The 11,805-nt window shown below is 59.8% G+C and carries 16 protein-coding genes; 3 read left to right on the top strand and 13 right to left on the bottom strand.

The window, feature by feature from the left end; all coding sequences use genetic code 11:
- Position 1 precedes the first annotated feature (1 nt).
- From PMI11_RS04285 to PMI11_RS04265, 5 genes are all read right to left on the bottom strand, one after another.
- On the bottom strand, positions 2–277 hold the full coding sequence (locus PMI11_RS04285; protein WP_007813748.1) for an HPr family phosphocarrier protein: 276 nt from the start codon (positions 275–277) through the stop codon (positions 2–4).
- Positions 278–286: 9 nt separating this feature from the next.
- Complete coding sequence (locus PMI11_RS04280) at positions 287–688, bottom strand: PTS sugar transporter subunit IIA (protein WP_007813746.1); 402 nt, start codon at positions 686–688, stop codon at positions 287–289.
- A 153-nt stretch (positions 689–841) separates the two neighbouring features.
- Positions 842–1,282: an HPr kinase/phosphorylase gene (locus tag PMI11_RS04275; protein ID WP_007813743.1), complete on the bottom strand. Its 441-nt coding sequence runs from the start codon at positions 1,280–1,282 to the stop codon at positions 842–844.
- Positions 1,279–3,069 (bottom strand): sensor histidine kinase, encoded by a 1,791-nt coding sequence (locus tag PMI11_RS04270; RefSeq protein ID WP_007813741.1) that lies wholly within the window; start codon positions 3,067–3,069, stop codon positions 1,279–1,281. Before PMI11_RS04270 ends, PMI11_RS04275 begins: the two co-directional genes overlap by 4 nt.
- A gap of 75 nt (positions 3,070–3,144) precedes the next feature.
- Positions 3,145–3,882 carry a response regulator transcription factor gene (locus tag PMI11_RS04265; protein WP_007813739.1) on the bottom strand — a complete coding sequence of 246 codons (738 nt, stop codon included), beginning with the start codon at positions 3,880–3,882 and terminating at the stop codon, positions 3,145–3,147.
- 337 nt (positions 3,883–4,219) lie between these two features.
- On the opposite strand from PMI11_RS04265, the gene PMI11_RS04260 reads away from it, so the two are divergent.
- From PMI11_RS04260 to PMI11_RS04250, 3 genes are all read left to right on the top strand, one after another.
- Positions 4,220–5,830: a phosphoenolpyruvate carboxykinase gene (locus tag PMI11_RS04260; RefSeq protein ID WP_007813738.1), complete on the top strand. Its 1,611-nt coding sequence runs from the start codon at positions 4,220–4,222 to the stop codon at positions 5,828–5,830.
- A 99-nt stretch (positions 5,831–5,929) separates the two neighbouring features.
- Positions 5,930–6,367 carry an alternative ribosome rescue aminoacyl-tRNA hydrolase ArfB gene (gene arfB, locus PMI11_RS04255; protein WP_007813737.1) on the top strand — a complete coding sequence of 146 codons (438 nt, stop codon included), beginning with the start codon at positions 5,930–5,932 and terminating at the stop codon, positions 6,365–6,367.
- A gap of 1 nt (position 6,368) precedes the next feature.
- Positions 6,369–6,980: an alpha-ketoglutarate-dependent dioxygenase AlkB family protein gene (locus PMI11_RS04250; protein ID WP_007813736.1), complete on the top strand. Its 612-nt coding sequence runs from the start codon at positions 6,369–6,371 to the stop codon at positions 6,978–6,980.
- A gap of 9 nt (positions 6,981–6,989) precedes the next feature.
- Here PMI11_RS04250 and coaA read toward each other — a convergent pair whose 3' ends face one another.
- The 8 genes from coaA to PMI11_RS04210 form a co-directional block, all read right to left on the bottom strand.
- Entirely contained in the window at positions 6,990–7,985 is a 996-nt protein-coding gene (coaA, locus tag PMI11_RS04245; protein WP_007813734.1) for a type I pantothenate kinase, read from the bottom strand.
- Complete coding sequence (locus PMI11_RS04240) at positions 7,982–8,305, bottom strand: phosphoribosyl-ATP diphosphatase (RefSeq protein WP_007813731.1); 324 nt, start codon at positions 8,303–8,305, stop codon at positions 7,982–7,984. Before PMI11_RS04240 ends, coaA begins: the two co-directional genes overlap by 4 nt.
- A gap of 16 nt (positions 8,306–8,321) precedes the next feature.
- Positions 8,322–9,110, bottom strand: a complete 789-nt coding sequence (gene hisF, locus PMI11_RS04235) for an imidazole glycerol phosphate synthase subunit HisF (protein ID WP_007813729.1) — start codon at positions 9,108–9,110, stop codon at positions 8,322–8,324.
- On the bottom strand, positions 9,110–9,856 hold the full coding sequence (gene hisA, locus PMI11_RS04230) for a 1-(5-phosphoribosyl)-5-[(5-phosphoribosylamino)methylideneamino]imidazole-4-carboxamide isomerase (protein WP_007813727.1): 747 nt from the start codon (positions 9,854–9,856) through the stop codon (positions 9,110–9,112). The genes hisF and hisA overlap by 1 nt, the downstream gene beginning before the upstream one ends.
- 5 nt (positions 9,857–9,861) lie before the next feature.
- On the bottom strand, positions 9,862–10,419 hold the full coding sequence (locus PMI11_RS04225; RefSeq protein ID WP_037070649.1) for a hypothetical protein: 558 nt from the start codon (positions 10,417–10,419) through the stop codon (positions 9,862–9,864).
- Positions 10,416–10,598 carry a hypothetical protein gene (locus PMI11_RS04220; RefSeq protein WP_007813723.1) on the bottom strand — a complete coding sequence of 61 codons (183 nt, stop codon included), beginning with the start codon at positions 10,596–10,598 and terminating at the stop codon, positions 10,416–10,418. Before PMI11_RS04220 ends, PMI11_RS04225 begins: the two co-directional genes overlap by 4 nt.
- Before the next feature lie 69 nt (positions 10,599–10,667).
- The gene (hisH, locus tag PMI11_RS04215; protein WP_007813721.1) at positions 10,668–11,318 is read right to left on the bottom strand and encodes an imidazole glycerol phosphate synthase subunit HisH; all 651 of its coding nucleotides are present in this window, start codon (positions 11,316–11,318) and stop codon (positions 10,668–10,670) included.
- A complete protein-coding gene (locus PMI11_RS04210; RefSeq protein WP_007813719.1) occupies positions 11,318–11,788 on the bottom strand; it encodes a DUF2628 domain-containing protein in 471 nt (156 codons plus the stop codon). The genes hisH and PMI11_RS04210 overlap by 1 nt, the downstream gene beginning before the upstream one ends.
- Positions 11,789–11,805: the final 17 nt, after the last annotated feature.

Genomic DNA, 11,805 nt, shown 5'->3' with positions numbered 1-11,805 from the left:
ATTAGATTTCTTCGCCGAACTTGTTCTGGATGAGCTGATCGAGGGCATTCAGTGCTTCGGCAGCCTGGTTGCCGGTCGCCGAGACGATGACGCTGGAGCCGGGGCTTGCTGCAAGCATCATAAGGCCCATGATGGAGGTTCCCCCAACCGTCATGCCGTCTTTGGAAACGGTGATCGTTGCATCGAAGGCATCGACCGTCTGGACGAACTTTGCCGAAGCGCGCGCATGCAGGCCGCGCTTGTTGATAATAAGGAGTTCCCGGGAGAGCGGTGTCATGGAGGCTTCTTACTTTCCGCTCAGGACCCGGCTCGCGACGTTGATGTATTTACGGCCTGCCTCGGAAGCCTCGGCAAGCGCCTTTTCCATATTGTTCTCGCCGCGTACGCCGGCGAGCTTGATCAGCATCGGCAGGTTGACGCCGGCGATGACTTCGGTGTGGCCGCTGCTCATCACCGAGATTGCGAGATTGGAAGGGGTACCGCCGAACATGTCGGTGAGAATGACGACGCCATGGCCGTCGTCTGCGCCGGAAACGGCTTCGAGAATGTCCTGTCGTCTTTGGTCCATATCGTCTTCCGGTCCGATGCAGACCGTTTCGATGAATTTCTGAGGACCGACGACGTGCTCTACGGCATGACGAAACTCTTCAGCCAGCTTGCCATGAGTGACAAGCACAAGTCCGATCATGATATTACTGCTCCCATGGCATACGCAAACCGTGGCCCCAATATCGCAACGCAGCAATTACGTCCACCGGTGGGGGCACATCTTGGCGATCAAAAGCCGAAGTGCAAGATAAAAATATAAATATATAGGCCGTATCCGGCCGTCCGGAAGGCCTCAACTTCCGATTTCGGGCGCTTTTGCCATCAACACGGCAAGAGGCAGGGGAAGATTGGGCAACAGTCGCAGTACAGGCAGCTCGACCCCCCCGGCAAGAACGACGGTTTCTCCTTCCGCAGGGAGCCGGTTTTCGCCCGTGGCGCTGGCTGGCAGGACAGCAAAATGCATCGCCGCCTCAGCGATATGGTCGTGCTTTACGATCCCGGTGCCGCGCAACTCGATGAGCCCGGCAATAGCGGGCGGACAGGCGGCAATGATTGCTCCGTCCTGTTTCGAAAGAAGTACCTGATCATCGGCCACGAGAGCAGAAAAAACCCCCTGCCGCCGTGCCTCCGCCATGCAGGTAAAAGCGGTCATCGACTTGCCCCAGCCAGAGGGGCCGGTGAACAGCAGGCCGGTCTTTCCGATGACGATTGCGGTGGCGTGGATGTTGATCATGCCGCGGCATCGGCGGGAAGGGCAAGGATGAAGCGAGCGCCGAGCAGCTTGCCACTCTCGTCGTCGACGATGTTTTCGGCCCGCAATGAACCGCCATGCGCCTCGGCGATCTGCCGGCTGATCGAAAGCCCGAGGCCGGAATTCTGGCCGAAGCCTTCGGATTCCGGCCGGTCTGTATAAAAGCGTTCAAAGATGCGGTCGATATTCTCTGCCTGGATGCCCGGGCCGTTGTCTTCGATATAGACGACGCAACGGGAACGGGTACGGACCAGACGCACCGTGATCTTGCCGTTCTGCTCCGGTACGAAGGAACGGGCATTTTCAATCAGGTTGGTGATGATCTGGCCGATACGCAGGTCATGTCCTTTGACGACAAAACGCGTCTTGACGTTCGGCTTGCGATCGACGGCATAGTCGATCTCGACCTTCTTCTTGGTGCTGCGGATCTGGCGCGATACGTCGATGAGGTCGCGCAGAAATACCTCCAGATCGACAGATCCGGCATCGACGCGCGCAAGCTCGGCATCGAGGCGGGATGCATCCGAGATATCGCTGATCAGACGGTCGAGACGGCGGACATCGTGCTGGATGACATCCATCAGCCGCTTCTTGGAATCGTCGGATTTGGCGAGCGGCAGTGTTTCGACGGCGCTGCGCAGCGAGGTCAGCGGGTTCTTCAGCTCATGGCTGACATCGGCCGCAAAGCTCTCGATCGCATCGATCCGGTCGTAGAGGGCCGTCGTCATTTCGCGCAGTGCTATGGAAAGGTTACCGATTTCGTCCTGACGCGCCGAAAAGTCTGGAATTTCCTCGCGCTCCTTGGCACCGCGGCGCACCCGGATCGCCGCCGCCGAAAGCCGGCGCAGCGGATTGGCGATGGTCGAGGAAAGCACGAGCGCCATCAGCACGTTGACGAGCGTCGCTACGCCGAAGACCCGCATGATGGCGAGACGCTCGGCATGCACGATATTGTCGATATCGCCGGCCTGCGTCGACAGCAGCAGCACGCCGAGCACGGCCCGGAAGCGCTGGATCGGAACGGCAACCGAAACGATGAGCTCGCCCTTTTCCGTCGTGCGCACGACTGCGCCGCGTACACCCGTCAGCGCGTTCATCACTTCGGGATAGATCGAGCCGTCGCCACCAGGCGCTTCCTTGTAGACCGGAAGATTGCCCGGCTGCAGCGCCTTGTTGAAGAGGGCTGTGAACCATTCGCTCCAGGTCTGTTTTTCTTCCTCCACCGGCGGCAGGTCGAAACGCAGGACCTGGCCACGCGAATAGAGATGCCGGGAATCGAGCAGCAGATTGGCATCGGCATCGAAGATGCGGGCGCGGGTGCGGGTCGGCGAGATCAGCCGCCGAAGAACGGGGGCCACCTTTTCCGGATCGATCGGGAATTCGAGGTCCTCATCGTTCGGCACTGGCGTAATGCTCTGGCCGGCCTGCAGTTCAAGCAGTTTCTGCGGATCGATGGTGATCGAGTTCGTATCGACGGAGGCCGATGCCGAAACCGCGCCGGCGATGATTTCACCCTGTGTCAGCAGGCTCTCGACGCGCGCGTCGATTAGGCCTTCGCGGAACTGGTTGAGATAGAGAATGCCACCGACGAGGACGAGCAGGGCCGCAAGGTTGAAGAAGACGATGCGGCGCGTCAGGCTCGAAAAGACGGCATTGCCGAAGATGCGGCGGATCAGGGTGAAGGGATGCGACCAACGCCGACCCCTGACGCGTCGGGTGCTCACGCCCTCCGCATCATCCAGATCCCTTTCCTGCACCAACTGTGCCAATGACAGGCCCTTTCGGAGGGCGGGGCCAGCTTGACCGGCCCGCCGCCCTCAATCGTCTCGCCGCGCCTTAAGGCGTCAGGCTGCTTCGCGGAAGCGATAACCCACACCGTAAAGCGTTTCAATCATATCAAAGTCAGTATCGACCATCTTGAACTTCTTGCGCAGCCGCTTGATATGGCTGTCGATGGTGCGGTCATCAACATACACCTGTTCGTCATAGGCGGCATCCATCAGGGCGTCGCGGCTTTTCACCACACCCGGGCGCTGGGCCAGCGAATGCAGGATCAGGAATTCGGTGACGGTAAGGGTGACTGCTTCACCCTTCCAGGTGCAGGTGTGGCGTTCCTGGTCCATGACCAGCTGGCCGCGCTCGAGCGAACGGGCCTGCTGAACCGCACCCGCCTTCGGCGCGCCGGCTGTGGCAACGCCGCCGGTAGCAGCTGCCTCGCGGCTCGAGGCGCGGCGCAGCACAGCTCGAACGCGCTCGACCAGCAGACGCTGGGAGAAAGGTTTGGTGATGAAATCGTCGGCGCCCATCTTCAGGCCGAAGAGCTCGTCGATCTCCTCATCTTTGGAAGTCAGGAAGATAACCGGAATGTCCGACTTCTGGCGTAGCCGGCGAAGCAGCTCCATGCCATCCATGCGCGGCATCTTGATGTCGAAGATCGCCAGCTGCGGCGGACGCGCGAGCAGGCCATCCAGCGCGGAAGCGCCGTCCGTGTAGGTCTCGACCTTATATCCTTCTGCTTCCAGTGCAATCGACACGGAAGTGAGGATGTTGCGGTCGTCGTCAACGAGCGCGATTGTCGGCATGGTGTTGGTCTCCGTCATCAGTGCGCAATCTCCCGGATTGGTCGTCCCCAGGCGGTCTTCGTGACCGGTTGCGCTTATGGAGGATAAAGGTGGAACAAATTGTGGCAAAGATAAAGGGGTAGATTGCCCACTCATATAAGCAGCAATCGGAAGTGGTGCGACAAGTTGTTTCAACAGGCGGTCTTCAAACGATTTAAAATGAACTTCGAGAATTTAAATCGATTAATTATTTGATATCATTGTATTTTCCAGGATTATGGCTATTGCCATTTAAAATTTCTCCTCTTATTTTCGCGTTGATTTTAACGGCCAAGGCGCTTCAGCGAAGGGAAAAGCTATGGAGACGTTCGGAGTTCATAACCAGGCAATCGAGCTGGCGACGATCGGTTTCAGCAACGTACGGAGCGTACGTTACAACCTCTCCGCCGCTCTTCTCTATGAGGAATCGATTCGCCGGGGAGAGGCCGAACTGACAGCCCAAGGCGCCCTTCGCGCGACCACTGGCCAGCACACGGGCCGGTCGCCGCGCGACAAGTTCGTCGTCCGCGATGAAAACACTGATGGCCAGATCTGGTGGGACAACAACAAGCCGTTGTCGCCGGAGCATTTCGCCCTGCTGCATAAGGACATGCTCGCTCACGCCGTCGGCAAGGATCTCTTCGTGCAGGATCTCATTGGCGGCGCCGATGCAGAGCAGGCGCTGCCGACCCGCGTTGTGACCGAATTCGCCTGGCACTCGCTCTTCATCCGCAACCTGCTGATCCGCCCGAAGGCCGATGCGCTCGCAAGCTTTGCGCCGAAGCTGACGATCATCGACCTGCCGAGCTTCAAGGCCGATCCGGAGCGTTATGGCTGCCGCACCGAAACGGTGATCGCCTGCGATCTGACGAACGGTATCGTTCTGATTGCCGGCACTTCTTATGCTGGCGAGATGAAGAAATCGGTCTTCACCGTGCTGAACTACCTGCTGCCCGCCAAGGGCGTCATGCCGATGCACTGCTCGGCCAATGTCGGTCCCGCCGGCGATGCCGCTGTCTTCTTCGGCCTCTCGGGCACCGGCAAGACGACGCTCTCGGCCGATCCGGCCCGCACGTTGATCGGCGACGACGAGCACGGCTGGAGCGAAAACGGCATCTTCAATTTCGAAGGCGGCTGCTACGCCAAGACCATTCGTCTTTCGGCAGAGGCCGAGCCGGAAATCTACGCCACCACCCAGCGCTTCGGCACCGTGCTTGAAAACGTCGTTCTCAACGAAAACCGCGAACCGGATTTCGATGATGCGTCGCTGACCGAAAACACGCGCTGCGCCTACCCGATGGATTTCATTCCGAATGCATCGGAAACCGGTCTCGCGCCTCATCCGAAGACGATCATCATGCTGACGGCCGATGCTTTCGGTGTCATGCCTCCGATCGCAAAGCTGACGCCCGAGCAGGCCATGTACCACTTCCTCTCCGGTTACACCGCCAAGGTGGCAGGCACCGAAAAGGGTGTCACGGAGCCGGAAGCAACCTTCTCGACCTGCTTCGGCGCACCCTTCATGCCGCGTCATCCCGCTGAATACGGCAATCTGCTGAAGGAGCTGATCGGCCGCCACGGCGTCGAATGTTGGCTCGTCAACACCGGCTGGACTGGTGGTGCCTATGGCATCGGCAAGCGCATGCCGATCAAGGCAACCCGCGCATTGCTGACAGCCGCCCTCTCCGGCGAACTTGCCAAGGTCGAGCTTCGCGCCGATCCGAATTTCGGTTTTGCCGTTCCGGTCGCAGTCGAAGGCGTTGATACCAGCATCCTCGATCCGCGTTCGACCTGGGCCGACAAGCAGGCATATGACGCGCAGGCTGAAAAGCTAGTCTCCATGTTCATCGCCAACTTCGCCAAGTTCGAAAACCATGTCGACGGCGGCGTGCGTGATGCAGCGCCCGGCATCAAGGTCGCTGCCGAGTAATTCGCCAATAAACTCTTGACGATTCACGTGAAACCCGGCGTTCCCAGCGCCGGGTTTCACCCGCTTCACAATACCTGCCGATCTGGGATAGAAGGCGGTATGGCCAGCGACGCGCTCTACATCGATGACAGGATCACCATCGCCGGATGGGAGCTGACGGAACAGTTCGTTCTGGCAGGCGGCCCGGGCGGTCAGAACGTCAACAAGGTCTCGACCGCCGTCCAGCTCTTCTTCAACATTCCAAATTCCCCCTCGCTCAACGAGCGGGTGAAGGCCAACGCCATAAAGCTTGCCGGCAGACGCATGTCGAAGGATGGCGTGCTGATGATCGAGGCAAGCCGTTTCCGCAGCCAGGACCGCAATCGCGAGGATGCGCGTGAGCGGCTCAAAGAACTGATCCTCGAAGCAGCCAAGCCGCCACCACCGCCACGCAAGAAGACCAAACCGACCAAAGGCTCGGTCGAGAGGCGCCTGAAGGAAAAATCCGGGCGCTCGGAAGTCAAGAAGATGCGCGGCCGGCCCGGCGGCGGAGAGTGATATGCCCGAACTCTCGAGCGGCATTCGCCACCTTCCCGAATATCTGGATCGCACCCGTCAGGAAGCGCTAGTAGGCATTATCAGGACTATCGTCGCTGAAGCGCCACTCTACGTGCCGGTCATGCCCGGCACCGGCAAGCCTATGTCGGTCCGAATGACCAATTGCGGCTCGCTCGGTTGGGTCACGGACAAGGAGCGCGGCTACCGCTACCAGCCGATGCATCCGGCGACCGGCAGGCCATGGCCGTCAATCCCTTCGGAATTGCTGGAAATCTGGAATGATGTTTCGAGCTATGACAAGCCGCCGGAGGCCTGTCTCGTCAATTTCTATTCCGATGAAGCGCGCATGGGCCTGCATCAGGATAAGGATGAGAACGACCGGAAGGCGCCGGTCGTTTCGATTTCCCTCGGCAATGCCTGCCTCTTCCGCGTCGGTGGCCTGAACCGCAACGACAAGACCATGTCGTTCAAGCTGTCGAGTGGGGATCTCGTCATCCTGGGTGGGGAGGGACGGCTCTTCTTCCACGGCGTCGACCGCATCTATCCGGCCACCTCGACGCTCCTGAAGAACGGCGGCCGCATCAACCTGACGCTCCGCCGCGTTAATCCCTAACTAGGTACCTTAGAGCTTGCGCAACGCGACCTGCTCGATCAGGTGATCCTTGCCTTTGCGCAGGATGAGATCAGCACGCGGCCGCGTCGGCAGGATATTCTGGCGCAGGTTCTTGAGGTTGATATTCGCCCAGAGGTCTTCGGCGATCGCGATCGCTTCCTCGTCGCTGATCGATGCGTAACGGTGGAAGTAGGAATTCGGATCCCGGAAGGCCGTTTCCCTGAGCCGCATGAAGCGCGTCACATACCAGTTGTGAATCTGCGTTTCCTCGGCATCGATATAGATCGAGAAGTCGAAGAAGTCGGACACCATCGGGACGATCTTGCCGTCGGCTGGCAGATCGCGCGATTGCAGAACATTGATACCCTCGAAGATCAGGATGTCAGGCCGGTCGACGATCTTATATTCGTCCGGCAGCACGTCATAGACGAGGTGCGAATAGGAGGGCGCCTTCACATCCGGCAGACCAGCTTTGATCGCCGACAGGAAACGCAGGATCGCGCCCGTATCGTAGCTTTCCGGAAAACCCTTGCGCTGCATCAGGTTCTCGCGCTTCAGCACGGCATTGGGATAGAGGAAACCGTCCGTAGTGACGAGGTCGACCTTCGGGCTGGAAGGCCACCGGCCGAGCAGCTCTTTCAGGATACGCGCCGTCGTGGATTTGCCGACGGCCACAGAACCGGCAATGCCGATCACGAATGGCGTCTTCGTCACGTCCGACAGGCTGAGGAAACGGTTGCGCTGCTCGAACAGCAGTTGTGAGGATTCCACATGCGCGGAAAGCAGGCGTGAGAGCGACAGGTAGATGCGCCTGACTTCGTCGAGGTCGATCGGGTCGCCCATGGAGCGAAGCCGTTTGACCTCGTCGGCCGTCAACGTCATCGGAGTGTCGGCACGAAACTTCGCCCACTGTTTCGATGTGAAGAAGTGATAGGGGGAAAAGGATGCAGTCTGGAAGTGATCCAGCTTTTCCGCCACTCCGATAATCTGTGTCGCGATGCTCATGAACTCTGCCGGCTGGCCTTTTCTTTGAGGCCGGATTGCGCGGTCCTCCGCGCAAGTTCGGTCATGACATTCTCTAGCGGTATTTCAGCAATCTTCAATACGACCATTAGGTGATAGAGAACGTCGGCTGCCTCATAGGTGAGGTTATCGCGGTCGTTGGTGATGGCCGCCATGACAGCTTCGATCGCTTCCTCGCCGAGTTTCTTGGCTGCTTTCTGCTGCCCGCTGGCCACCAGCTTGGCGGTCCAGGATTCGTCCGGAGAGGCCTTCGCCCGTTCTTCGACGATCCGCTCAAGGTCGGAAAGGGAAAATCCGCTCATGATACTGCTTTCAAACTCAGTCGAGGCGCATCGCGATGCCGCGCTCAGACATATAGTGCTTCGCTTCGCCGACGGAATAGGTGCCGAAATGGAAGATTGATGCGGCAAGCACCGCATTGGCATGGCCTTCCTTCACGCCGGCCACCAGGTCGTCGAGATCACCCACACCGCCCGACGCAATGACGGGCACACGGACGGAATCGGCAATCGCCCGCGTTAGCTCCAGATCGTAGCCGATCTTCGTGCCGTCGCGGTCCATGGAGGTGACGAGCAGTTCGCCAGCGCCGCGGGCGACCATCTTCCGGGCGAATTCCACCGCATCGATGCCGGTCGCGTTGCGCCCGCCATGCGTATAGATCTCCCAGGCGCTGAGATTATCGCCGCCAACCCGCTGCGTGAGACGGCGCTTGGCATCGATCGATACGACGATGCACTGGTCGCCGAACTTGTCAGCCGCTTCGGCAACGAAATCCGGATTGTTGACCGCAGCCGAATTGATAGAGACTTTGTCAGCACCGCAAAGCAGCAGCTTGCGGATATCGGCAATGGTCCGTACGCCGCCGCCGACGGTGAGCGGCATGAAGCATTGTTCGGCCGTACGCGCCACCACATCGAAGATTGTCTCGCGATTGTCCGAAGAGGCAGTGATGTCGAGAAAGCAGAGTTCATCGGCACCGGCCGCATCATAGGCCTTGGCCGCTTCGACGGGGTCGCCGGCATCGACGAGATTGAGGAAGTTGACGCCCTTGACGACGCGGCCATCCTTGACGTCGAGGCAGGGGATCACGCGGGCTTTCAGGGTCATTATGCAGTCTCCTTTGCCCGCGCGGCCTTGATGAGATCGAGCGCTTCCTTGGGGTCGATCCGGCCGTCATAGAGGGCCCGGCCGGAAATGGCGCCTTCAAGCTTGCGCGCATCCGGCTGCAGCATGCGCTTGACGTCTTCGATCGAGGCGAGGCCGCCCGATGCGATGACGGGGATCGAAACAGCGTCCGCCAGTTCCAGCGTCGATGTCCAGTTGATGCCGGTCAGGATGCCGTCGCGATCGATATCAGTATAGATGATCGCGGCAACGCCGGCGCCCTCGAATTTCTTTGCGAGTTCGATGATGCCGAGTTCGGAAGCTTCCGCCCAGCCTTCGACGGCCACCTTGCCGCCTTTGGCATCGATGCCGACGGCGACATGGCCCGGAAATGTCTTGCAGGCTTCGATGACGAGCGCCGGGTCACGGACGGCAACGGTGCCGAGGATCACGCGGCGCAGCCCGCGCGACAGCCAATTCTCGATATGCTCGAGCGTGCGGATGCCGCCGCCAAGCTGAACCGGGTTTTTCGTGGCCTTGAGGATCGCTTCAACCGCATCGCCATTGGCCGAATGTCCTGCAAAGGCACCGTCGAGATCGACCACGTGCAGCCATTCGAAACCCTGCTCTTCGAAGGATTTTGCCTGGGCAGCCGGATCGCTGTTGTAGACCGTTGCCTGTTGCATGTCGCCGAGCTTCAGGCGAACGCATTGTCCACCCTTCAGGTCGATCGCGGGAAAAAGGATCATTCGTCTCAGGTCCGTAGCGTCGTTGGCACCATCAGTGCATTCCACGCATCTACGATATCCAAACGAAAAAAGACAGCGGCAATGGCGAGCGCGGCAAAAAGCACGATCAGCAGCAGGGTCACGGTGAAGGCCACCCGGACCTGGCGCCAGAAGCCGGTGCGCTTCTTCACGGACTTTTCAATATCGCGCGCCTGCCGCAGCGCCTCGCTGTTGGTGGCCACAAGCTGAATCTGCGGCTCCATGGCCTCGACATAGGTCTCGGCGTAGCTCGAAAGGATTTGCGAGGCGCGGTCGCGCAACGTGTTGCGTAGATCGGCGGAGAGGTAGTTGCTCGTCACTGCTGCGATTTCCGCCTCGTTCGGCGAGCGGCCGGCATTGCGCTTGCGATGGCTGACGATGAAGTCGCGCTTCTGGCGCTCGTAAAGCGCATAGGCAAGCAGGCCGATCAGATCATCCTCGCCTTCGATATAGAATTCCAGCACCGCTTCGGCGAGATCGCCGGCGCTTATTTCGCCTGATCGCAGCCGTGAATTCTCGTTCCCTGGAAAGCTCTCCTGCATCAGCCGCCGAGCCTCTCTTTGAGTGCCCTGGCCGCGTTCGCGAGTGCTTTGCGATGCAGGGTCTCATCGACCTGGCGGATGATCGTCCCGCCGGGCAACCTGATATCGACAAAAGGCGGCTGCCCCTCTCTGGAGGGCCGCAGCCTGTAGAATATCTTGCCTGATTTCCGCGAAGCCGGCATTGGGCGCGCTCCTGTAACTGCTCTTTTCAACTACAGGGGAAATAAGGCGCGCGTATTAAAAGCCAGCCTTTACGGCGCCCAGCGCAGGAAATTCGCGATCAGCGCCAGCCCAAGCTTCTGGCTTTTTTCCGGGTGGAACTGGGAACCGGCCATATTGTCCCGCCCGACAAAGGCCGTCATCGGCCCGCCATAGTCGGTGGTGGCAATGACGTCGCCGGCATTTTCGGCGGCGAGATGGTAGGAGTGCACGAAATAGGCGTGCAGGCCATCTGGCCCGGTTGGGATGCCGTCGAAAAGCGGATGTTCATGTTTCAGGTCGAGTGTGTTCCAGCCGATCTGTGGGATCTTCAGCTCCGGATCAGCAGGCGTCATCTCCACGACATCGCCCGGAATCCAGCCGAAACCTTTGGTCGTCGTCTTCTCAAGACCGCGTGAGGACATGAGCTGCATGCCGACGCAAATACCGAGGAACGGGCGCGCCTTCCGCTCGACGCCTTCGAGCAGGGCTTCCGTCATGCCGGGCACGGCATCGAGCCCGCGACGGCAATCGGCGTAGGCGCCGACGCCCGGCAGCACGATACGGTCGGCCGCGGCAACGATCTCCGCCTTGTCGGTCAGATTGATCTCCGCCTCGATACCAGCTTCACGGGCCGCGCGTTCGAAAGCCTTGGTGGCCGAGCGCAGATTGCCAGAGCCGTAGTCGATAATTGCGACGCGCATTATTTGCGTCCTCCATCAAAACCGAAGAGACCGAGGGAAGTGGAATGGCTCTGCCATGCCTGCGGGCCGGAAGCCTGGTTCCATTCGGGCGCTTTCAGATCGGCGCCGGTCTCGATATTGGAAAAATAGATCTCTTCCGCAAGGTCGATCGAGGAAGCGCCGATGGCCGCCTCTTCCCGCCAGCCACGGGAGGCGAGATTGCGGATGCGGAAATTTTGTCCTTCGAACCCGACGAACAGGTTGACGGCGAAAGCGAGTGCCATGCCCGCCGGCCCGAAGCCCGATTCCTCTGCCAACACGCCGCCGATCGCCTGCAGCGCGAAGGCAATGATCGCATGAAGCCAGAGGCGATGCGCAAGCAGCCAGATCCAGGGGAAGAGGAAGGCAAGCCACGAGAAACCATCGCGGATCGTGAGGGTATCCTCGCGCTGACCATCAGGCGGAACAAGAAAAACGTAGCTGGATGTCATCTGACGCTCCCTGCTGG

The sequence above is a fragment of the Rhizobium sp. CF142 genome (assembly GCF_000281145.1).
GTDB lineage: Bacteria > Pseudomonadota > Alphaproteobacteria > Rhizobiales > Rhizobiaceae > Rhizobium.
Note: the sequence above shows the minus strand (reverse complement) of the source record. Positions and strands in the feature narration are given on the sequence as shown.